This window comes from Photobacterium carnosum (assembly GCF_021236965.1).
Taxonomy (GTDB): domain Bacteria; phylum Pseudomonadota; class Gammaproteobacteria; order Enterobacterales; family Vibrionaceae; genus Photobacterium; species Photobacterium carnosum.
The window spans coordinates 232,575-254,807 of record NZ_WMDN01000004.1; the positions used below are offsets into that span (position 1 = coordinate 232,575).

The following is a 22,233-nucleotide window of genomic DNA, read 5'->3' on the forward strand; positions in this document are numbered from 1 at the left end:
AACCATAACTCTAGTCGATAACACAGCCAGTATGGGTTTGAAATAACACAAAAAACTATTTTACAAAATTTTATGCTAAAAGGTGTTCCTTTAAACTGGTTTTATAGTGTAATTTGTGAGGATACCAAAAATCATCATCAGGAAAGTATTATATGCAAAATTTCGGGATGTCATCCAAGCTCAATAATGTTTGTTATGATATACGTGGTCCCGTTCTTAAGCATGCTAAACGCATGGAAGAAGAAGGCCAAAAGATACTTAAACTTAATATTGGCAATCCAGCGCCATTTGGGTTTGATGCCCCTGATGAAATTCTGGTTGATGTGATCCGTAACTTGCCAACATCGCAAGGTTACTGTGATTCAAAAGGTATTTACCCTGCACGCAAAGCCATTGTTCAACATTATCAAAAATGTGGTTTATTAGACATTGACGTTGAAGATGTTTTTATTGGTAATGGTGTATCAGAATTAATTGTGATGGCGATGCAAGCATTGCTCAATCATAAAGATGAAATTTTAGTCCCTTCTCCTGATTATCCATTATGGACTGCTGCCGTGTCACTTTCTGGTGGTACTGCGGTGCACTATACCTGTGATGAGCAATCTGATTGGTATCCTGATCTTGATGATATCAAGAAAAAAATCGGACCACATACGCGTGGTATCGTACTGATCAACCCTAATAATCCGACAGGCGCTGTTTATAGCCGTGAATTTTTATTAGAAATCGTTGAAATTGCACGTCAGCATAATCTGATTATTTTTGCCGATGAAATCTACGATAAAATTTTGTATGACGGCGCTAAGCACACTTCAATTGCACCATTAGCGCCTGATGTGTTTTGTATTACGTTTAATGGCCTCTCTAAATCATACCGCGTGTGTGGTTTCCGTGCGGGTTGGATGGTACTTTCTGGCGCCAAGCATAAAGCGAAAGGCTATATTGAAGGCCTAGAAATGCTGTCTTCTATGCGTTTATGTGCCAACGTACCGATGCAACATGCGATTCAAACAGCATTGGGCGGTTATCAAAGTATCAATGAATTGATTTTACCCGGCGGACGCTTATTAGAACAACGCGATAAAGCGTATGATTTATTGACTCAAATCCCTGGGGTTTCATGTGTAAAACCTAAGGGTGCGCTGTACTTATTTCCAAAATTAGATCAGAAAAAATTCAATATTGTTGATGACCAACGCTTTGCTATGGATTTCTTACTGCAAGAAAAAGTCTTAGTGGTTCACGGAACGGGCTTTAACTGGAAACAACCGGATCACTTCCGTATTGTTACCTTGCCACGAGTTGATGATCTTGAACTTGCAATGATCCGCTTAGAGCGCTTCCTGCATAGTTATCGTCAATAGCAACGATTACATAACTACTGTCATAATAATAACGGTAGGTAATACCCTATCATTAGCCTCGATTCCTGTCGGGGCTTTTCTTTATCTGTACTGTTAAACCCTACGTAACTAATTCCCCCACCAACGAACCAGTATTGGTATACTCAAGTCATCAGTATTTTAGCTATAAGGGAACTATCCCATGGAAAAAAGCCATTTTTTTGCTCATCTAGCGCGGATGCGTTTAATTCAACGCTGGCCATTAATGCGCAGTGTTGAAACTGAAAATATTTCAGAACACAGCCTTCAGGTTGCTTTTGTTGCTCACGCACTGGCACTGATTAAAAACCGTAAGTTTGGCGGTAATGTTAATCCTGAACGTATCGCTTTATTAGGCATGTTTCATGATGTCAGCGAAGTGATCACGGGGGATATGCCAACACCGATTAAATACTTCAACCCAACAATCGCCGAAGAATATAAAAAAATCGAACTAGCTGCGGAACAAAAGCTGCTGTCAATGTTACCGGAAGAGTTTCATGATGATTATGCACCGTTACTTGATAGCCATAAGCTCGATCCTGAAAATGCAGCCATCGTTAAACAAGCTGATACTTTATGTGCTTATCTCAAATGCTTAGAAGAATTAAGTGCAGGGAATCACGAATTTACTAAAGCAAAGAAACGCCTTGAAGAAACCCTCACTGCGCGTAAAACACCAGAAATGGACTATTTCCTCACCATCTTTGCCGATAGTTTTAATTTGACGCTAGATGAGATCAGCTAATGACGGCCTTTATTATTGATCCTTGCTGGCAACAACGTCACAGCGACGAACAAAAAATGCGTCGTGATGATCACCGTTCTGCCTATCAACGTGATCGCGCGCGAATCTTACACTCAGCAGCGTTTCGTCGTCTGCAAGCTAAAACCCAAGTGCATGGCGCTGGCAATCACGATTTCTATCGTACCCGCTTAACCCATTCCCTTGAAGCTTCACAAATCGGCACTGGCATTGTGGCTCAACTAAAATTAAAACAGCCGCAATTTCATTCGTTATTAGCCTCAACCAGCTTAATGGAAAGTCTTTGTCTGGCGCATGATATTGGTCATCCTCCATTTGGTCATGGTGGTGAAGTTGCATTAAATTACATGATGCGTAATCACGGTGGTTTTGAAGGTAATGCACAAACCTTTCGTATTGTCACCTTACTAGAACCTTATACCGAACATTACGGTATGAATCTCTCGCGACGTACGTTATTAGGGCTACTTAAATACCCAGCATTACTAAGTCAAACCACCGCAACTGAACGCGCCGATGATGTGGTTAATTTCCGTCATTTAAAAGCCAAACTATGGCATCCGGCGAAAGGCATCTATGATGATGACAAAACGGTTTTTGATTGGGTGTTAGCACCATTGTCTGAACATGATAGACAACTGTTTAAACAAATGCGTAATCACGCGCCATTACCGCATCAGCATAATAAAACCCGCTTTAAATCACTTGATTGTTCAATCATGGAGTTAGCCGACGATATTGCTTATGGGGTCCATGATCTTGAAGATGCCATTGTGATGGGTATTGTGAATCGTGATCAATGGCAAGAAGCGGTGGCATCAAAAATTGCTGAATGTGGTGATCCGTGGTTAGAACAACGTATTGGTGAAATAAGCGAACATATGTTTGCTAGCCATCACCAACGTAAAGATGCTATTGGCGCGCTAGTTAATGCTTTATTGACCTCAATTGAAATCGCGCCAACACTGCAAGATGGCTTACACAGTTTTGAAGAGCCACTATTAAAGTGGAATGCATTTCTGTCGCCCGCAATGGAAAAATCGCTTAATGTACTAAAACAATTTGTCAGTGATTATGTGGTTAAAAAACCTGAGATTCAGTTACTAGAATATAAAGGCCAGCAATTAATCATGGAATTGTTTGATGCCTTTGCGTCAGATCCTGAACGGTTATTACCAGAGGCTACTCGTCAACATTGGCAACGAGCAGTAGATAAAGGTGATAATGATATGCGGATCATTGCCGATTATATTTCAAGCATGACCGATGGCTTTTCACAGCGACTTTACAATACCCTATTTCAACCCTCAATCATGATGGAAATAGGCAGTGAGGGGCATGGAGTTTAGTGAGAGACTCTACGACGCGCAGGTAATAGATTCCCTATCTCGTTCGTAACCTCACTGTAGGGAATGACGGGGTTGGGCTTTGCATTCACCAGCCCATTATTCACATCTCGGAAGTTGAAGCACGAAGCTATCCATGATCTACTAAAGGCGTGATTGAGCCTTAAAGACGCCAGTGAATACATAAACGCTACAACACGCGGGTAGTAGATTCCCTATCTCGTTCGTAACCTCACTGTAGGGAATTGTAGTGGTCAAGTAAAACTGTACACCTTTATAGGTGTTTAAATTAAGCGGCGGCTTCCATCATCACTAGTGATAAATAGTTGTTATAACTATGGCCCCGTTTGGTATTGTAATGCTGCAATATATATTTGAGTGTATCTCGTTCTGCTTCTGCATAATTGTTATAGCACTCTTTTGGCATCCACTCCGTTTTGAAACTTCTAAAAAATCGTTCCATTGGGGCATTATCCCAACAATTTCCACGTCGACTCATGCTTTGTGTTAGTTGATATTTCCATAATGTTTGTCTGAATTGAAGACTCGTATAATGACAGCCTTGGTCTGAATGAAACATCACATTTTGTGGTCGCCCACGGCTTTCGTAAGCTATTCGAAGTGCTGCACAGGTTAAATCACTATTTGGGCTATCTGAGCACGCCCAGCCCACAATTCTTCGAGCAAATAAGTCCATAACAACGGCTAAATACAACCATTTATTGCCAGCCCAAACGTATGTCACATCGCCACACCAAACTTGATTCGACGCTTTAACATTAAATTTTCTACTTAATAAATTTGGGGCTATTTTAGAGACATCTTCAGATATTTTATATTTATGTTTATTCGGTTGTTTACTCACAATACCGAGCTCTTTCATTAAGCTAGCAGCTTTATATCGGCCAACATTTTCACCCTGTTGACTAAGTTGACCTGCTATTGTTCTTGCGCCAGCAGAGCCTCTGCTACGACTATGAATATCAACGACTTTCTGACGTAGCAATGCCTGTTCAGGCGTTATTATTCCTCGATATTTAAGTCGATAATGATAGCTACTACGAGGTATTTCAAATAGCTTACATAGTGGTTTTATTGAATGAGGCTCTTTTGATAATGCCGCGATCAAATCTATCGTTTGATGCTGTCCTGCATTAAAAGAGCGGAAGCTTTTTTTAGAATATCGTTCTCCCACTCAATCTGTTTGATTTTTGCTTCGAGCTCTTGAATACGTTTTTGTTCTGGCGTCATTGCCTTCGAACTTGGTGTTATTCCACCATGTTCTTGCTTTAGCTGAGCAACCCAGCGACTCATTGCGGTATATCCGACACCAACAGCATTACATGCTTCTTGTATCGTGTAGCCTTTATCGAGGACTAAATTAGCAGCATCATGCTTGAATGCGACTGAATAAGTTGTTCGAGGTTTTTTCATTATGTACACCATTTTGATATTAGGAGTATTTTATCCTATTTAGATGTACAAGTTCATTAAGCCACAACAATTGACGATTATTGAGCTCTAATACTCGCAAACTCGTTCCTGCTCTTCCTCGTTACTTCTTCCCTCTTTCGCCCAAATAATTCTTCTCAAATACCCCGTGCGGCATATGCTTGATCTGAAAATCTATCATGTGATTAAAGGTTGCTAACAACGGCGCAAATTTATCACCATCAGCTTCAAATGCAGACAAGGCTAAATACCCGGCCTCTACCGTTGATACACCCTGCTCTTTAGATGATTTACGAATACGGTAATTACCGCTATCAGCATTGTCTAAATTAACCAAGGGAAGGTGATGTAAATTTGTTGCAAGCAACCACATCTTATAAGCTTTTTTCCACGTACCATCTAATAAAATAACCGTTTGTAGACGTTGCTTATTCGCTGTTGTTGCAACGGTTGAAATAGGTATTGAACCTTCACCAGGATAAACAACATACACATCACGTTCAGGATCCGCCAATAAGCTGTTGAGTTCATCATTATCAGAAAAATCTTCTCCTACCCAAAGTCGGCTATTTGGTAAGGAAAGTGATAATATTCTTGCGGTACCTATTGCGCGTTTAATTTCAGATGGGTGCTGTAAAATCCAAATTTCCGTTGTTGCTGTGATGTTTTCAATCCAGTGGCAAATACAGGCTTTTTTTGCCTTACCACAGTATTCACAATACCGACTCATTGAGGTTGCCTTGTCTATTCGCAATTACATTATTCTCGCATTAATTATAGGGATTATTGCTCAAATCCCACAACTTCAACCACTGTTAGTATGGGATCGCCAAGCGATACTCAATGGCGAGGTATGGCGGATCCTAACAGGAAATATCACCCATACCAACTGGATCCACCTTGCTATGAATGCAGGTGCATTTGCTATTATTAGCTTTATTTTTCGCGCTCATTTTAATTCACACCATTACAGCTTATTAATTTTAAGCCTCAGTACTATTATCGGCGTTGGCTTATTTGCCACGCAAATTAGCTGGTATGCTGGCTTCTCGGGCGTATTACATGGCTTATTTGCTTGGGGAGCCATTCGTGATATTCAAACTAAAACTAAAGGCGGTTGGTTATTATTCTTTGGTTTGATAGTTAAAATAAGTTGGGAGCAATGTTTTGGTGGCTCTGCGAGTTCAGCTGAACTGATTGGGGTACAAGTCGCAACCCAAGCCCATTTAATGGGTGCTATCTCTGGTGTAATTATTGCATTAATCACAACACCAAGAAATAAAGCCTAGAGAATAACAATAATACAAAAAACGACAGGCGCGATGCCTGTCGTAATAGATAAAACTCGAATTATTAATAATTACAGCTTAATTCGATTACGGTTTTTATCTACTGTTGAAGTACCAATACCTTTCACTTTCTCAAGATCATCAACAGATGCAAACTTGCCATATTTAATTCGATATTGAATAATGTTTTCTGCTTTATCTGGCCCAATTCCTACCAATAATTTATCAAGCTGTTCAGCGTTGGCATCATTTATATTAACTATAATATCAATACCTTTGTGCTGATCTGGATTAGCATAACTTAACGGTGCTAATACTAATGTTCCCGCTACAATGATGGCTTTAAACAACTGATATTTTATTGTCATATTCATTCCGTTTCTCGTTTAGGTGAATACGAATAATATGCAATAAAGCCAGTATTGTAATAACAATCACTAAAATTTAAGCAAAAAAAAGACGGGGCGCACAAGACGACCCGTCTATTTACATTACAATTTCAATTAATCTTTCGATGAGTCTTGCATTGGGTAGCTAATCTCTGCTGATTCACGCAATGTTTTCAGCGTAGCAGCAAGATCTTCTTGAGCAAACATCTGCCCAATTTGCTCTGCAAACTGACCATTTATTTTTTCGCCAGCCAACTTCATGTTAACAACTTTATCAAGTGCGATAATTTCAACATTACCGTTGTTATCACGAGCCATACCATAAGTTGCCTTATCTGCCGTTGGTTTAGGTAAACCAAATGCTACATTTGAAATGTTCACCTTTGGACCTGAACGATTAATTGTTTGTTCGCCAGAGAAGCTTAAACCATCTTTAGCAACAATATCATTCTTACCTTTACGAAGGTCAGCGATAATCTCATCAGCTTTAGCTTGTGCTTGTTGTTCACCTTTTTGGCTCGCAACCATTGCATTCACTTTTGCTGCAACATCTTTAAATGGTAACACTGCTTGAGCACGAGCATCATCAACACGCACCACAATCACATGTTCAGGACCTAACTCAATCACATCAGAGTTCATACCATCATCATGAACTTCTGGACTTTGTAGTGTTTCTTGAACTTGCTTATTAGCTAATGCGCCTTTCTCTTCTGCTGGTGTTATATACCCAGTATGAATGATTTTTACATCTACGGCTTCAGCGGCAGCATCTAATGAATCTGGAGATTCAAAAGCAACTTCAGCTAACTTGCTTTTAAGCTTGTAGAAATGATCAGCGGCTTGCTGCTGTTGTAGTTCAGCAATAATTGTCGCTTTAACATCTGCAAATGGTTTCACTTTTCCGACTTTAATACCATCAAGTAAAATGATGTGGTAACCAAATGATGATTTAACAAGGCCTGACATATCACCCGGTTTTGCAAGAGCAAAAGCTTCTTGTTCAAACGCAGGATCCATCATGCCTTTAGTAAACCATTCTAGTTTACCGCCATCTTTAGCACTGAATGTATCATCAGATGATTGTTTGGCAACTTCAGCAAAATTAGCGCCGCTCTGTAACTTGGCAAGTAGCGCTTCAGCTTTCGCTTTAGCTGCCGTTGTATCACCTTTTACTAAGATATGGCTAACTTCACGCTCTTCTGCAGAACTGAATTTAGTTTGATTATCTTTGTAGTACGTTTCAGCAGCTTGCTCTGATACTTTAATATCTTTAGTTAAGCCTTTATCAGAAAGTTCGACGTAAGATACTTTGATTTGTGCAGGTCGAGTAAACAAGTTAGGGTTTTGGTCGTAGAAATCTTGCGCTTCTTTATCTGTTACTTTTACTTTTTGAGTAAAGTCAGCAAGGTTTAGCGTTAATGTACGAACAACACGTTGTTGTGACTCAAGTTTACGTAACTCATCAGCTTCGTCTGTCAATACAAAGTCACTGCCTTGTAATGCTGCTAGGAATTGCTGACGTAGCATGTCTTTACGGATCGTTTCTGCAAACTGATCAGGGGTAAAACCAGCACGACGTAACGCCATATTGTATTGCTCGTTATTAAATACACCACTAACGGCAAAGGCTGGCATCGCAAGAATTTCTTGTTTAACTTGTGCATCACTGACACTCAGACCAAGTTTACTAGCACGTTGTTGAATTAATTCATCATTCACCATACGGTCTAATACACTTTGACGGAATTGCTTCACGTAAGTAGGATCGCTCATCAACGTTGAAAAATAATCGCCCATACGCTGTTGCATACGGTTACGTTCATTTTGATAAACTTGCTCAAACTGACGTTGGCTAATGTCTTTACCATTAATCTTTGCTGCAATTTGCTCATTTCCACTCGCCAGATAACTACCGACGCCAGCAAATACAAAAGATAAAATAATTAGGCTTAGAATAATCTTAACCCAGATGCTGTTAGCGCCTTCGCGCAATCGCTCCATCATGATCTGCCGTCTCTCCTACTGTTCGATCTGGCTCGGTTTCGAACTACTATCAAATTAATGCACAATGCTACCGACATCACCATGATGACAGCACCATACTATTTACTACATGTTATATAACAACAACTGAATAGATACTGCTATATCAATGACCTTGTTTTAATTAACTTAGCCTTATCAATATAGATAACCTGTGACCGATAAGCCACACACAGCACTGAGAATTGTTACATAAACTCAATTAAACAACATTTATAATGAATATCTCACATGATATTTATTGTGGGCTGCTGTTATGAGGCCATCTTATAAGTAAAAAAAACGCATCAACCGATGCGCTTTTATCGTACCGAATGAGTATACCCTTTTCGGTCGCAATTTTTAAGCCATGAAAACATGACTAAATAATGGCATGCCGCCCATTATTTCTATTTTTTAGTTTACAGAATCTTTAAGCGCTTTACCTGGCTTAAAACCAGGTACTTTTGCAGCTGCAATTTGGATCTCTGCACCTGTTTGTGGGTTACGGCCAGTACGTGCTGCACGCTCACGAACAGAAAAAGTACCAAAACCAACTAACGCAACTTGATCACCCTGTTTTAACGTTTCAGTGACAGTTTCAATCAATGCATCAAGAGCACGGCCAGCAGATGCTTTAGAAATATCAGCACTTTCTGCGATTTTATCAACTAGTTGAGTTTTGTTCACAATTAGATCCTCTTAATGAACCTTGATTACAACGCTATATTCAAATATATACTCACGTAACGTAACCAAATAGAAAAACATTATTACCTTGATAAGCCATTATACATCGCTATCAAGACTTGAAATTAGTTCGCATAACGCGATTAGATGTACCTTATAGCCACACAAAAAAACGCTGACAAGGTTTTTAATCCTGAAAGCGTTTTTTCTTTAATTAATTTAGCTATAGGTCACTATTTTGTACATTAACTAACTCAATGCCTGTTGGATTATTCTGCAATGCCAACATAAGCACTTCATCAATCCAACGTACTGGACGTATTTCCAAATCAGCAATAACATTCTCAGGAATTTCTTCAAGATCACGTTCATTTTCTTTTGGAATTAACACCGTTTTAATACCACCACGGTGAGCGGCTAATAGTTTCTCTTTCAAGCCACCAATCGGTAATACTTCACCACGTAACGTGATTTCACCGGTCATTGCAACATCAGCACGTACAGGATTACCCGTTAAGCTTGATACCAATGCAGTACACATTGCGATACCCGCACTTGGGCCATCTTTTGGTGTCGCGCCTTCAGGAACGTGAACATGAATATCGCGTTTTTCGTAAAAATCGCTCGCAATACCTAATCGGTCAGCGCGACTACGTACTACTGTCATTGCTGCCTGAATAGACTCTTGCATCACATCACCTAAAGAACCGGTGTATGTCAGCTTACCTTTACCAGGCATAGACTCAGTTTCGATAGTTAATAAATCACCACCAACTTCTGTCCATGCAAGACCAGTCACTTGACCAACACGGTTACTTTCATCAGCTTTGCCATAATCGCAACGCTGCACACCTAAATAATCTTTAAGATTATCTTGGCTAATAGAAACGTGCTTGATGTCTTTATTTAATAAAATTTCTTTTACGGCTTTACGGCATAGTTTAGAAATTTCACGCTCAAGACTACGTACGCCAGCTTCACGAGTGTAGTAACGAATAATACCCATTAATGCTGAATCTTCAATCGTCAACTCACTTGGTTTTAATCCATTACGTTGGATTTGTTTATCAAGTAAGTGATTCTTGGCAATGTTTAGTTTCTCGTCTTCGGTATAACCAGAAAGACGAATAACTTCCATACGATCAAGCAACGGCCCTGGAATATTCATTGAATTCGACGTTGCAACGAACATTACATCAGATAAGTCATAATCAACTTCTAAGTAATGGTCATTAAACGAACTATTTTGCTCAGGGTCTAATACTTCTAGTAATGCTGAAGCGGGATCGCCACGCATATCAGAAGACATTTTGTCAATTTCATCCAATAGAAATAGTGGGTTTTTCACTTCCACTTTTGCCATTTTCTGAATTAACTTACCCGGCATCGAACCAATGTAAGTGCGACGATGACCTCGAATTTCCGCTTCATCACGTACGCCACCTAATGCCATGCGCACGTACTTACGTCCCGTTGCAGCAGCAATAGATTGACCTAATGAGGTTTTACCCACACCAGGAGGACCGACAAGACAAAGAATAGGACCTTTAAGTTTATTAACACGGCTTTGAACCGCTAAATACTCAAGAATTCGTTCTTTAACACGATCTAAACCATAGTGATCAGCATTAAGAATTTCTTCCGCCTTGGCTAGGCTCTTCTTCACTTTAGAACGCTTATGCCAAGGCACACTTAACATCCAATCGATGTAACCACGAACAACGGTTGCTTCCGCTGACATCGGTGACATCATCTTCAGCTTTTGTAATTCTTGCTCAGTTTTTTCACGCGCTTCAGTCGGCATCTTAGATGCTTCAATCTTTAACTTTAACGCTTCAAACTCATCTGGCACGTCATCTAGCTCACCCAATTCTTTCTGAATGGCCTTCATTTGTTCGTTAAGATAATACTCTCGCTGACTCTTTTCCATCTGCTTTTTAACGCGTCCACGGATACGTTTTTCTACTTGTAACAGATCGATTTCAGATTCCATCATTGCCATCAAGAACTCTAATCGCTCTGTGATATCAACAACTTCAAGTACTTTTTGCTTATCCGCTAATTTCAATGGCATATGTGCTGCGATGGTATCAGCCAAACGCGCAGCATCATCAATGCCATTTAAAGATGTTAATACTTCTGGTGGAATTTTTTTATTAAGTTTGATGAACCCTTCGAACTGGCTTATCGCTGTTCGAACAAGGACTTCTTGCTCACGCTCATCCATTTCTGGTGTAACCAAAAATTCAGCATTTGCGGTAAAAAACTCATCATCAGCAAGATCTTCAACTTTGGCACGTTGTTGGCCTTCAACCAACACTTTTACCGTACCATCAGGTAATTTCAATAATTGAAGAATCGTTGCAACAGTACCAACATCATAAAGATCAGTGATCGACGGTTCGTCTGTGGCTGCTTCTTTTTGAGCGACCAACAGAATCTGTTTATTGTTTTCCATTGCCGACTCAAGACAACGAATTGATTTTTCCCGGCCCACAAACAATGGAATAACCATATGAGGGTATACCACTACATCACGTAGAGGTAGAACCGGGATCTCAAGGCGCTCGGAACGCTCCAGGTTCATATTCTTCTCTCTTCCTATCCATACTAATCGTATTAAATAACATAACTGGATACAGCATAGTTACTTAATACGATTAGAGTTAGCTTATATTGAGTATATGGGGGTAAAGCATCAAGTTTCAATGTATGAAATGTCAGAAAATAAAAAAGGAGGCAAAAGCCTCCTTTTTTTAGCTTTTATGTGCAGATATTGAACACTTACTCAGCACTTGCCGCTTCTTGTGTTTCTGTATTTTCGAAAATCAGTAATGGTTCTGATTCACCGTTAATTACAGACTCATCAATAACAACTTTACTGACACCGTCTTGAGACGGAAGCTCATACATAGTGTCAAGTAATACTGCTTCAACAATAGAACGTAGGCCACGTGCACCTGTTTTACGCGCCATTGCTTTTTTAGCAATCGCAATCAACGCTTCATCGCGGAATTCTAATTCAACGTTTTCAAGCGCTAATAATGCTGCATACTGTTTAGTAAGGGCATTTTTAGGCTCTCGTAGAATCTGAACTAACGCATCTTGATCAAGTTCACCAAGCGTTGCGGTAACAGGTAGACGACCGATGAATTCAGGAATTAAACCGTATTTCACCAAATCTTGTGGTTCAACTTTCTTAAACAAATCACTTAATGTATCTGTTTGGTCTTTTGAACGTACATCAGCACCAAAACCGATACCAGTACCTGTTGCTACACGTTGCTCAACCACTTTATCTAGGCCTGCAAATGCACCACCACAGATAAATAAGATCTTAGAAGTATCAACTTGTAAGAACTCTTGTTGAGGATGCTTACGACCACCTTGCGGCGGAACAGAAGCAACAGTACCTTCGATCAGTTTCAGCAATGCTTGCTGAACACCTTCACCGGATACATCACGTGTAATTGATGGATTATCTGACTTACGAGAAATCTTATCGATCTCATCAATGTAAACAATGCCACGTTCGGCTTTGGCTACGTCATAATCACATTTTTGCAGTAACTTTTGAATGATGTTTTCAACGTCTTCACCAACATAACCAGCTTCAGTTAATGTTGTTGCATCAGCCATTGTAAACGGAACATCAAGCATACGCGCTAATGTCTCAGCCAATAGTGTTTTACCACTACCAGTAGGACCAATAAGTAGGATATTACTCTTACCTAATTCAACGCCATCACTACTTTTATCGCCATTACGTAGACGCTTATAGTGATTGTATACAGCAACAGCCAACACTTTTTTAGCATGTGATTGACCGATGACATAATCATCTAAGTTATTACGAATTTGTTGTGGAGTCGGCAGCTCGTCGCTATCGCTTTTTGTCATCACTTCTTTAATTTCTTCGCGAATAATGTCGTTGCATAAATCAACGCACTCATCACAAATATAAACAGAAGGACCAGCAATTAGCTTGCGAACTTCATGCTGACTTTTGCCACAAAAAGAGCAGTAAAGTAGCTTGCTGCTACTTCCCTCTTTGCGCTTATCTGTCATTCGCTAACCTCTTTATTGGGGTATCCCATCATTGTCATGTCTTGAGTGTATAACAAGTCGACTTATTTTGCTTTACTAAACCCGCTTCGCGAATTGCAAAATAAAACGCCTTTTAATCACGCTTACTCAATACAGAATCAACTAGACCGTACTCTACTGCCTGATCTGCAGACATAAAGTTATCACGATCGGTATCACGCTCAATAATCTCTAACGGTTGACCCGTATGCTCAGCCAATAATCCATTTAAACGTTGTTTAATCGTTAGGATTTCTTGAGCATGGATTTGAATATCCGATGCTTGGCCTTGGAAACCACCCAATGGTTGGTGGATCATCACGCGAGAGTTAGGTAGGCAATAACGCTTACCTTGAGCTCCGCCTGCCAATAGGAATGCACCCATTGAACATGCTTGTCCCATACATACTGTACTTACATTTGGTTTAATAAACTGCATGGTGTCATAAATTGACATACCTGCAGTTACAGAACCGCCTGGAGAGTTAATGTAAAGGAAAATGTCTTTGTCTGGGTTCTCAGACTCCAAAAATAGCAACTGGGCTACAACTAAGTTAGCCATATGATCTTCAACCTGACCGGTTAAGAAAATCACACGCTCTTTTAGGAGACGGGAATAAATATCGTAAGAACGCTCACCACGAGAAGTCTGCTCGACCACCATAGGTACCAGTGCATCCATAATCGGTGACATGCCGTTTTGTGCTTGGTAGCTCATAATCTTATTTCCCTAAAATAAATGGCCCGAATGAAAATATTCACACGGACCATTGTTAGCAGAAGACTTGAGATAATGTCAAATCTCTACAGCAATTTCAGTAAATTAAGCAGCAGGATTCATTAGATCGTTGAAGCCAACTTCTTTATCTGAAACCTGAGCTTTAGCTAGAAGTGCGTCAATTGCTTGCTCTTCTAGAGCAACGTTGCGCATATTATTCATTAGCTGCTCGTTGCTTGCGTAGTATTTAACTACTTCAGTTGGATCTTCGTATGCAGAAGCCATTTCAGCGATGATTGCGCTAACACGCTCTTCATCTGCTGCTAGTTCTTCAGCTTTAATTACTTCACCAACTAATAGACCAACAACTACACGACGCTTAGCTTGTTCTTCGAACAATTCACGTGGTAGTTCAGGCATGTTCTTAGCATCGCCGCCAAAACGTTGTGCAGCTTGCTTACGTAGTGCTTCGATTTCTTGATCGATAAGCGCTGTAGGAACTGTAATGTCGTTTTGTTCAACAAGACCGTTAAGAACTTGATCTTTAATACGACCTTTAACAGCTTGCTTAAGCTCACGTTCCATGTTCTTACGAACTTCAGTCTTAAGACCTTCAACAGAACCATCTTCAACGCCGAACTTAGCAACGAACTCTTCAGTTAGTTCAGGTAGCTGTTGTGCTTCAACTTTATGAAGAGTGATAGCAAACGCTGCTGACTTACCTTTTAGGTTTTCTGCATGGTATTCTTCAGGGAAAGTTACTTCGATAGTAAATTCTTCACCTGCTTTATGACCAACAACACCTTCTTCGAAACCAGGGATCATACGACCTTGGCCCATAGCAAGTGCGAAACCTTCAGCTTTACCGCCGTCGAATACTTCGCCATCGATAGTACCAACGAAATCGATAGTTACACGGCTATCTGCTTCAGCTGCTGCTTCAACATCAGTCCAAGTCGCTTGTTGCTTACGTAATGTATCTAGCATGCCGTCAACGTCAGCGTCAGTTACTGTAACAACTGGCTTCTCAACAACAACTTTATCTAGACCAACAAGTTCGATCTCTGGGAAAACCTCAAAAGAAGCTTTAAACACTAAATCTTTACCTTCAGCAATTTCTACTGGAGTAAAAGTTGGTGCGCCCGCTGGATTGATCTTTTCTTTAACGATAGCTTCGATAAAGTGACGGTGCATTACTTCACCAAGGATGTCTTGACGAACAGAAGCGCCAAACATTTTAGCAACCATTTTCATTGGTGCTTTACCTGGGCGGAAACCGTCGAAACGACGAGTTTTAGCAATTTTACGTAATTCAGCAGCAACTGCATTTTCAATGTTTGCAGCAGGCACTGTAATAGTTAGGTGGCGTTCTAGACCTTCAGTGGTTTCAACGGTAACTTGCATTATATTTAACCTCAAAACTTACTCAGCTTTTCTGAGTGGTGTTGCCGAACAGCCATTTACTGACGGTGGCATCCTTTCATGTTACAGCTCGAAAACCATAACGCCTAAATTCTTTCTTCAAGATTCTGATAGTAAGTAACCTACTTATCAGAGCGCGCTATTATAACGACACGTAAGCGTGACGTCGAGGTAGATACCTTTAAACGCGAGCGATCTTTTCAACTCATTACAAGATAAGGGCTATAAATATCATTTCAAGGGGAAAAATGAAAAAAATCGCTCTAAAACCGCTTTTTTTAGTTTAAATGTTGGAAAAATGAACTAATTAGGAAAAATTTCAGCAATAATGTATTAGAAAAATAAGAGAAAGATAATTGTAATAGTAGAAAAAAGAGTATTGATAAAACTGAGAAATTACAACGAGAAGAAAGAAAATAACGAGGAGTTAGTGGTGCGCCCTGCAGGATTCGAACCTGCGACCACATACTTAGAAGGTACGTGCTCTATCCAACTGAGCTAAGGGCGCATCATTAATGTAACTTGATGTTACGCCGCGAATTATACGTAGCTATTATATAAGGTCAATCCCTTTAGTCTCTTTTTTATGTTTCAAGCAACTGACTGGTTAAAGATACAACAATAAGCCAATCTTTGAGGATATTTTCAAGGTCAACAAAAGCTCACTCTAATTATTTACCCTCATTCTTATTACAATATTTCCTGACCAATCATCTATAAGGCAACAACATCACAATTCTATATAAAAGATAAAACTAAATAGCAATCGTTTGCTCAATAGCTATTCCATTTATAATCTGCCACAATATTGGCGTTGATACGTTCAACCAATACAACAAAGGATCACCATGAGCGCTCAAATTATTGATGGGAAAATTATCTCCCAAACTGTACGACAGGAAGTTGCCGCTAGAGTAAAAGCACGCACCGATGCCGGATTACGCGCACCAGGTCTCGCTGTTGTTCTCGTCGGCCATGATCCAGCCTCGCAGATCTACGTTGCCAGTAAACGTAAAGCATGTGAAGAAGTCGGGTTTATTTCAAAATCATTTGATTTACCAACTACGGCATCTGAACAGCAATTACTCGATTTAATTGATGAACTCAATCAAGATTCGACGATGGACGGTATTTTAGTTCAATTACCGTTACCTGCAGGCATGGACTGTACCCGTATTCTTGAACGCATTAATCCAGAAAAAGATGTTGATGGGTTTCATCCTTATAACGTCGGTCGCCTCAGCCAGCGAATTCCTAAATTACGTTCATGTACTCCCAAAGGCATTATCACGCTACTTGAACGGTATAATATTGAAGTACGTGGTAAACATGCGGTTATTGTTGGTGCATCAAATATTGTCGGACGCCCAATGACGCTAGAATTATTACTGGCTGGTGCAACGACAACAACGTGTCATCGCTTTACGCAAGATCTAGAAGGTCATATTCGCCAAGCTGATATTTTAGTCGTTGCAGTAGGCAAACCTAATTTTATTCCTGGCAATTGGATTAAAGAGGGGGCAACAGTCATTGATGTAGGTATTAACCGCCTTAAAAACGGTAAGCTATGCGGTGATGTTGAATTTGATGTCGCTTGTCAACGTGCAAAACATATTACACCTGTACCTGGCGGTGTCGGACCAATGACGGTAGCCAGCTTAATTGAGAATACATTGCTTGCTTGTGAGCAGTACCACTCAGCATAAATTAATGATATATAACTAATATATATCATTAATTAATACACAAAAAGCGAGTAATCATATACTCGCTTTTTTATTGTTGTTAATCTTTATTTTTAATTAAATCAGTATTTTCCACACTAACTTTCACTTGTTTACCAAGTAAATTAATCAGCATAAATGACCGTTTTTCACCATCAGCTTCCTGATAAATTGCATCAAGACCTTTAAACTTACCTTGCTCTAAGATTAGTTTATCGCCCTGTTGAGGTAATGATTCAAACATATGTTCATATGAATTATTATCTTCATTGAGCATCAAATTATAAACAAGTTCTTCGCTAACAATTTGTGGCAAGGCTCCTTGACGAATAAAGTCAGCTACCCCACGGGTTGACCGTACGGTCGTAAAACTTAATTGTTCAGAATCAAAAGTAACAAAAACATAGCTTGGAAATAGTGGTTCAAAGCATTCACAGCGCTTACCGCGTACTATTTTTTCTACCACAACCTGAGGGTAATAACATTCAGCCCCTTGACGATCAAGATTGATCACTGCGCGCTCTTGTTCGCTACGCTTACAATAAAGTAGATACCAATCTCTCATTATCAACATCAACCTCAATAAAATCTTAACTTTAATTAGTATATACAAAATCAATACTGATTTATATCTTCACCCAAATCCTATTTTTTACAACACACAACTGTCTTTTTATTCCATAGATATATATTCACACGATATTATTGACTAATATTCGACTCTGAATTTGTAACATATATGAATATTCTCAACTGGTAATATAAGCATCTAACATAAGATCTAAAAACAATATAAAAACCTGAATTAAAGCAATATAATAGTGTAAGATACATCTTTAAGTGATGAAATTTAATTTTTCATAACTGAGCACAAAATACACGAACACTTATTTATCAGTGATTTATAATGTTTTATTATTGTTGGTTAAATGTAAAAACTTGCAGTTAAATATATTGTGCTTTATAAACCTATATGAAATAAGCAAACACACTAATTAAAATAAAATAGAGAATCCTATGAGTCATAATAGTAGTGGTACCCTTCTGGGCCACCCAAAAGGCTTGTTCCTTTTATTTGGAACAGAGCTATGGGAACGCTTTTCTTATTACGCGATGCGAGCAATTCTGGTTTTATATCTAACAGATAAAACCATTAATGGCGGTCTTGGGTGGACCACAGAAGAAGCACTTAACTTATACGGTATCTACACTGGCTTAGTTTACTTTACCCCTCTTATTGGTGGTTGGATTGCCGACAATATTTTAGGTCAACGCCGTTCGATTATCATTGGTGGCATGTTAATGGCGATTGGCCAATTTACACTAGCATTGCCTCACAGTGTGGTTGATCCTCATTCAGTTACCGCCTTCTATGTTGGCTTAGCTTTCCTTATTGTGGGTAATGGTTTATTTAAGCCTAATATTTCAACCATGGTTGGTGACCTATACCCTGAAGGTGATCATCGTCGTGACGGTGCTTTCACTATTTTCTATATGGGTATTAATATTGGTTCATTGTTAGCCGGTATTATTGCAGGTACCGCATCTGCTGTTTACGGTTGGAAAGCAGGCTTCCTATGCGCAGGTATAGGTATGTTAATGAGCTTATTAACTCAACTTTTCTTTGCTCAACGTTACCTGGGTGATATTGGTAAAGTACCTGCTGCCGTACGTGATGCAGCAAACAACGCAAGTGGTAAAAAAGAGCCGTTAACTAAAATTGAACGTGATCGCTTGAAAGTAATTTTAGTGATGTCTACTTTTGTTATCGTATTCTGGGCTGGCTTTGAACAAGCTGGCGGCTTAATGAATATTTACTCGCAAGAATACACTAACCGTATGATTGGTAACTTTGAAGTACCAGCTGCATGGTTCCAATCACTGAACCCATTCTTTATTATTTTATGTGCTCCGTTACTTGCTGCACTATGGGTTAAAATGGGGAAAAGCGAGCCAAATTCACCCGTTAAATTTGCTTTAGCGATGTTCTCTCTTGCGCTAGGTTTTGCGTGTATGATTGGTGCAGCGTTAGAACAAAATGGCGATATGACCGTTAAAACATCAATGATGTGGCTAGTCGGCGCTTATTTCTTCCATACAATTGGTGAACTATGCTTATCACCTATTGGCTTATCAATGATCACTAAATTAGCCCCACTTCGTCTTGCGTCATTAATGATGGGTGCATGGTTTGGTGCTAACGCAATTGCAAACTACATTGCAGGTGTTGTTGGCGCAAGTATCGGTGAAGCAGGTCCACTAGCGATCTTCTCTGGTATTGCGATTACAGCGGTTATTGCTGGTCTATTGTTACTCTTGTTCTCTAACAAGCTAATTTCATGGATGCATGGTGCAGAAGGCGCTGTGGATAACGATGATAATGAAGTTAAACCACAACCTGCTAACGCTTAATTGTGACTTTAACTAAATAAAAAGAGGATGCGTAAGCATCCTCTTTTTTATTTTTATCTTTTCTCTGGTAATACATATATACACTTATGTCACTGTTTCAAAATTAACACTAAAATTAGCATGATTAATATCATTCAGTGACAATCGCCCACCAGCATCTGTCATGGATAAAATCACCAATGGATTATCACAGGCCTGCTCACCCAGCCACTGTCCAGCAGCTATCATTACACGCTGCTCACCAAGGTGTAATTCCCCACCAAGACCTGCCGTAATAAGGTGTAATTGCTTTTCTGCTAAATTAAACACCCCAAATAAGCCTTTTACTGGCGTCGCATAACCTGAAGACTGTAGCCCCAATTCTATTTGCGCCACTAAGTGTTGAACACTGCTTAAATAGTTACCTTGCTGACGTAAGAAATCATTAAAACATGCTCTAATCAATAATGCTGTCGCTGTGCTATTTTCACCACCAGAACTGGTGTCAACCATATAAAATGCTAATTGGCCATCAATCAACCAGATATAATCAAAAATAACCGGTGATATTTCTGCTGCTTGTAAAGCACGATAACTGAGTTTCCAACGTCCACAACGAGATTGAAGATCAGGCATTAACCCCATTAATAAATCGCGAGCGGCTTGGGGATTACTTTTTAATTCTGAAATATGCCATTGTAATTCTTCTTCGACTAAACCTGCATCATCACCATCAATGACCCAACGCTGAGAAAAATCTTGTTGTTTTTGTCTAGCGCTGTCTTGCATTTTTAATACCGACACAATCGATGATTTCAGCGTCATAATATTATCAATAGGCTTAATTAAAAAATCTTTAACGCCCAAGCGTAATGCCTGAGCAACATCAGTCATATCTCCAGTACCTGAAATCACAATCACAGGCGTCATTGGATACTGTAGTGCAACCTCTTCAACAAACTCCATTCCCGTCATTACTGGCATCGATAAATCACATAATAATAAATCAGGGATCTCATCTTTTAGGGCTCTTAATCCGACCAATCCATCTTCCGCTTCTCGCACCTGACAACCTTGGCTATTTAAAAAGCCAACAATCATGGTTCGAAACACAGGATCATCTTCTACGATAAGTATATTTTTCCCTTTAAGCAAAAGTGTCTCCTTTTTCATAACTACATTTATGAGTGTATAAGCTAAAATTAACAACACCAACTACGATCACTAAACTTTATCATCACACCCATTTTTAAAAGCTAGCAACCACTAAAGCATAGCGAATAGTTTACATCTAATAGCTCTTTTCTATGTATTATCAAAATATTTGTTCTATAAATAGAGATGAGTTCAAACTCTATCAAAATTTATAAATAAATCCGCCTCAGGCCAATAACCATAAGAGCTAACATATTTTTATTGAAAATACATAACAAAAGGGGGTGAATTTGACTCGTTTTGTTATACAATTACCCATTATCAGTTTTCACAAATGACTTAGATATGAAACTTGACGATCTAAACCTCTTCCGCATGGTTGTGGAAAATGGAAGTTATACAGCAGCATCACGTAAGACACAGGTACCCGTTGCGACGCTAACACGCCGCATTCAAGCGCTTGAAGAAGGCCTTAACATTCGCCTTTTGAATCGTCATGCTCGAAAACTGTCACTGACTGAAGCTGGTCAGAAGTTTTATCATGATTGTGCCCCATTATTACAACAGTTACTGGATACTACTGAGCATATCAGTGAAGAGTGTAAAGGCGCTGCAGGTAAACTACGCATTGCAGCACCGACCAATATCACTAAGGTGATGTTACAGCCGTTGTTAACTGCATTTATGCTAGAACATCCGGCAATTAGCATTCAACTGTTTATGAGCAATGAACCTGATCAACTTGATCCAACCGATTGGGATGTTATGTTCCGTGTTGGTCCTCAACGCGATTCAACGCTTATTGCACGCCGCATTAACGAAGTAAAAGATATTCTGGTCGCTAGTCCTGATTATCTAAAGAAAAACCCAGAACCTAAGCATGCTCAGGATCTACATGAACATACATTATTGAAAGGTAATCCGCTGTTACGCTGGCGTTTAACTAATCAAAATGGCGAGACAGTTACAATTAACGAACGCGCACGCTTTGAAGCAAGTGAACTTAATGTCATTCGTAAAGCATGTAGTGCAGGTCTTGGTATCACACTAATGCCAAATGTAATGTTAGAAAAACACATTGCAGCGGGTGACGTTGTACAAGTACTTAAAAACTGGTCTGCTAACCCACGTGACGTATATTTGATTTATAACCACCGTGATTACCAACCAGAGAAACTACGTCTATTTATTGATTTTGCAAGTCATTACTTTGATCTTGAAAAACACTAATTAGAAAAATTAGTCCCCAAAAAAACAGAGAAAAATGCCGCCAAATAAATTAGGAGCGGCATTTTCGTTTATGATGACCATTAACTATCAAAAAAACACAAATCCAGACCAACAAAAAAGCGATAGATATTCATCTATCGCTTTTAGCATTATTTAGACTGTAAA

At 39.4% G+C, this 22,233-nt stretch carries 18 protein-coding genes and 1 tRNA gene; 7 read left to right on the plus strand and 12 right to left on the minus strand.

Annotated elements, in window-relative coordinates; translation table 11 throughout:
• Positions 1-152: 152 nt before the first annotated feature.
• From GLP24_RS06190 to GLP24_RS06200, 3 genes are all read left to right on the plus strand, one after another.
• Positions 153-1,367 (plus strand): pyridoxal phosphate-dependent aminotransferase, encoded by a 1,215-nt coding sequence (locus GLP24_RS06190; protein WP_101768603.1) that lies wholly within the window; start codon positions 153-155, stop codon positions 1,365-1,367.
• A gap of 181 nt (positions 1,368-1,548) precedes the next feature.
• Positions 1,549-2,133, plus strand: coding sequence for a 5'-deoxynucleotidase (yfbR, locus tag GLP24_RS06195; protein ID WP_152653055.1), 585 nt, complete (start codon positions 1,549-1,551; stop codon positions 2,131-2,133).
• A complete protein-coding gene (locus GLP24_RS06200; protein ID WP_232614104.1) occupies positions 2,133-3,500 on the plus strand; it encodes an anti-phage deoxyguanosine triphosphatase in 1,368 nt (455 codons plus the stop codon). Before yfbR ends, GLP24_RS06200 begins: the two co-directional genes overlap by 1 nt.
• Positions 3,501-3,786: 286 nt before the next feature.
• On the opposite strand, the gene GLP24_RS06205 is transcribed toward GLP24_RS06200, so the two are convergent.
• Both GLP24_RS06205 and GLP24_RS06210 read right to left on the minus strand, forming a co-directional pair.
• A protein-coding gene (locus tag GLP24_RS06205) for an IS3 family transposase (protein WP_232615694.1) occupies positions 3,787-4,931 on the minus strand; the annotation gives its coding sequence in 2 pieces (ribosomal slippage) (positions 3,787-4,667 and positions 4,667-4,931; 1,146 coding nt in all).
• 121 nt (positions 4,932-5,052) lie between these two features.
• Positions 5,053-5,679 carry a tRNA-uridine aminocarboxypropyltransferase gene (locus GLP24_RS06210; protein WP_232615695.1) on the minus strand — a complete coding sequence of 209 codons (627 nt, stop codon included), beginning with the start codon at positions 5,677-5,679 and terminating at the stop codon, positions 5,053-5,055.
• A 10-nt stretch (positions 5,680-5,689) separates the two neighbouring features.
• Here GLP24_RS06210 and rrtA point away from each other — a divergent pair, with 10 nt between their 5' ends.
• A complete protein-coding gene (rrtA, locus tag GLP24_RS06215; protein ID WP_227990269.1) occupies positions 5,690-6,238 on the plus strand; it encodes a rhombosortase in 549 nt (182 codons plus the stop codon).
• Positions 6,239-6,309: 71 nt separating this feature from the next.
• On the opposite strand, the gene GLP24_RS06220 is transcribed toward rrtA, so the two are convergent.
• From GLP24_RS06220 to GLP24_RS06255, 8 genes are all read right to left on the minus strand, one after another.
• Positions 6,310-6,612: a ComEA family DNA-binding protein gene (locus GLP24_RS06220; protein ID WP_373322839.1), complete on the minus strand. Its 303-nt coding sequence runs from the start codon at positions 6,610-6,612 to the stop codon at positions 6,310-6,312.
• A gap of 129 nt (positions 6,613-6,741) precedes the next feature.
• Positions 6,742-8,634, minus strand: a complete 1,893-nt coding sequence (gene ppiD / locus GLP24_RS06225; protein WP_232615696.1) for a peptidylprolyl isomerase — start codon at positions 8,632-8,634, stop codon at positions 6,742-6,744.
• A 435-nt stretch (positions 8,635-9,069) separates the two neighbouring features.
• Positions 9,070-9,342 carry a nucleoid-associated protein HU-beta gene (hupB, locus tag GLP24_RS06230; protein ID WP_045027685.1) on the minus strand — a complete coding sequence of 91 codons (273 nt, stop codon included), beginning with the start codon at positions 9,340-9,342 and terminating at the stop codon, positions 9,070-9,072.
• A gap of 223 nt (positions 9,343-9,565) precedes the next feature.
• Positions 9,566-11,929 carry an endopeptidase La gene (gene lon, locus GLP24_RS06235; protein ID WP_101768596.1) on the minus strand — a complete coding sequence of 788 codons (2,364 nt, stop codon included), beginning with the start codon at positions 11,927-11,929 and terminating at the stop codon, positions 9,566-9,568.
• A gap of 197 nt (positions 11,930-12,126) precedes the next feature.
• Positions 12,127-13,410, minus strand: a complete 1,284-nt coding sequence (clpX, locus tag GLP24_RS06240; protein WP_101768595.1) for an ATP-dependent protease ATP-binding subunit ClpX — start codon at positions 13,408-13,410, stop codon at positions 12,127-12,129.
• Positions 13,411-13,522: 112 nt separating this feature from the next.
• A complete protein-coding gene (clpP, locus tag GLP24_RS06245) occupies positions 13,523-14,146 on the minus strand; it encodes an ATP-dependent Clp endopeptidase proteolytic subunit ClpP (RefSeq protein ID WP_045027680.1) in 624 nt (207 codons plus the stop codon).
• A 105-nt stretch (positions 14,147-14,251) separates the two neighbouring features.
• Entirely contained in the window at positions 14,252-15,550 is a 1,299-nt protein-coding gene (gene tig / locus GLP24_RS06250) for a trigger factor (RefSeq protein ID WP_101768594.1), read from the minus strand.
• Between the two features lie 449 nt (positions 15,551-15,999).
• A tRNA-Arg gene (locus GLP24_RS06255) sits at positions 16,000-16,076 on the minus strand.
• A 340-nt stretch (positions 16,077-16,416) separates the two neighbouring features.
• On the opposite strand from GLP24_RS06255, the gene folD reads away from it, so the two are divergent.
• Positions 16,417-17,274 carry a bifunctional methylenetetrahydrofolate dehydrogenase/methenyltetrahydrofolate cyclohydrolase FolD gene (gene folD / locus GLP24_RS06260; RefSeq protein ID WP_232615697.1) on the plus strand — a complete coding sequence of 286 codons (858 nt, stop codon included), beginning with the start codon at positions 16,417-16,419 and terminating at the stop codon, positions 17,272-17,274.
• Positions 17,275-17,353: 79 nt separating this feature from the next.
• On the opposite strand, the gene rfaH is transcribed toward folD, so the two are convergent.
• On the minus strand, positions 17,354-17,857 hold the full coding sequence (gene rfaH / locus GLP24_RS06265) for a transcription/translation regulatory transformer protein RfaH (protein WP_101768592.1): 504 nt from the start codon (positions 17,855-17,857) through the stop codon (positions 17,354-17,356).
• Positions 17,858-18,309: 452 nt separating this feature from the next.
• Between rfaH and GLP24_RS06270 the strand changes: the two genes are divergently transcribed.
• A complete protein-coding gene (locus GLP24_RS06270) occupies positions 18,310-19,704 on the plus strand; it encodes a peptide MFS transporter (RefSeq protein ID WP_101768591.1) in 1,395 nt (464 codons plus the stop codon).
• Between the two features lie 84 nt (positions 19,705-19,788).
• Here the strand turns inward: GLP24_RS06270 and GLP24_RS06275 are convergent, their stop codons facing one another.
• On the minus strand, positions 19,789-20,838 hold the full coding sequence (locus GLP24_RS06275; RefSeq protein WP_101768590.1) for a response regulator: 1,050 nt from the start codon (positions 20,836-20,838) through the stop codon (positions 19,789-19,791).
• A gap of 345 nt (positions 20,839-21,183) precedes the next feature.
• On the opposite strand from GLP24_RS06275, the gene GLP24_RS06280 reads away from it, so the two are divergent.
• Positions 21,184-22,068, plus strand: coding sequence for a LysR family transcriptional regulator (locus GLP24_RS06280; RefSeq protein ID WP_232615698.1), 885 nt, complete (start codon positions 21,184-21,186; stop codon positions 22,066-22,068).
• The last annotated feature ends 165 nt before the right edge of the window (positions 22,069-22,233 follow it).

Bases quoted from the DNA above. Each gene is read 5' to 3' on its own strand.
- GLP24_RS06190 (WP_101768603.1), top strand. From the start codon at position 153: ATGCAAAATTTCGGGATGTCATCCAAGCTCAATAATGTTTGTTATGAT.
- yfbR (WP_152653055.1), top strand. From the start codon at position 1,549: ATGGAAAAAAGCCATTTTTTTGCTCATCTAGCGCGGATGCGTTTAATT.
- GLP24_RS06200 (WP_232614104.1), top strand. From the start codon at position 2,133: ATGACGGCCTTTATTATTGATCCTTGCTGGCAACAACGTCACAGCGAC.
- GLP24_RS06210 (WP_232615695.1), bottom strand. From the start codon at position 5,679: ATGAGTCGGTATTGTGAATACTGTGGTAAGGCAAAAAAAGCCTGTATT.
- GLP24_RS06220 (WP_373322839.1), bottom strand. From the start codon at position 6,612: ATGAATATGACAATAAAATATCAGTTGTTTAAAGCCATCATTGTAGCG.
- ppiD (WP_232615696.1), bottom strand. From the start codon at position 8,634: ATGATGGAGCGATTGCGCGAAGGCGCTAACAGCATCTGGGTTAAGATT.
- lon (WP_101768596.1), bottom strand. From the start codon at position 11,929: ATGAACCTGGAGCGTTCCGAGCGCCTTGAGATCCCGGTTCTACCTCTA.
- clpX (WP_101768595.1), bottom strand. From the start codon at position 13,410: ATGACAGATAAGCGCAAAGAGGGAAGTAGCAGCAAGCTACTTTACTGC.
- clpP (WP_045027680.1), bottom strand. From the start codon at position 14,146: ATGAGCTACCAAGCACAAAACGGCATGTCACCGATTATGGATGCACTG.
- tig (WP_101768594.1), bottom strand. From the start codon at position 15,550: ATGCAAGTTACCGTTGAAACCACTGAAGGTCTAGAACGCCACCTAACT.
- folD (WP_232615697.1), top strand. From the start codon at position 16,417: ATGAGCGCTCAAATTATTGATGGGAAAATTATCTCCCAAACTGTACGA.
- rfaH (WP_101768592.1), bottom strand. From the start codon at position 17,857: ATGAGAGATTGGTATCTACTTTATTGTAAGCGTAGCGAACAAGAGCGC.
- GLP24_RS06270 (WP_101768591.1), top strand. From the start codon at position 18,310: ATGAGTCATAATAGTAGTGGTACCCTTCTGGGCCACCCAAAAGGCTTG.
- GLP24_RS06280 (WP_232615698.1), top strand. From the start codon at position 21,184: ATGAAACTTGACGATCTAAACCTCTTCCGCATGGTTGTGGAAAATGGA.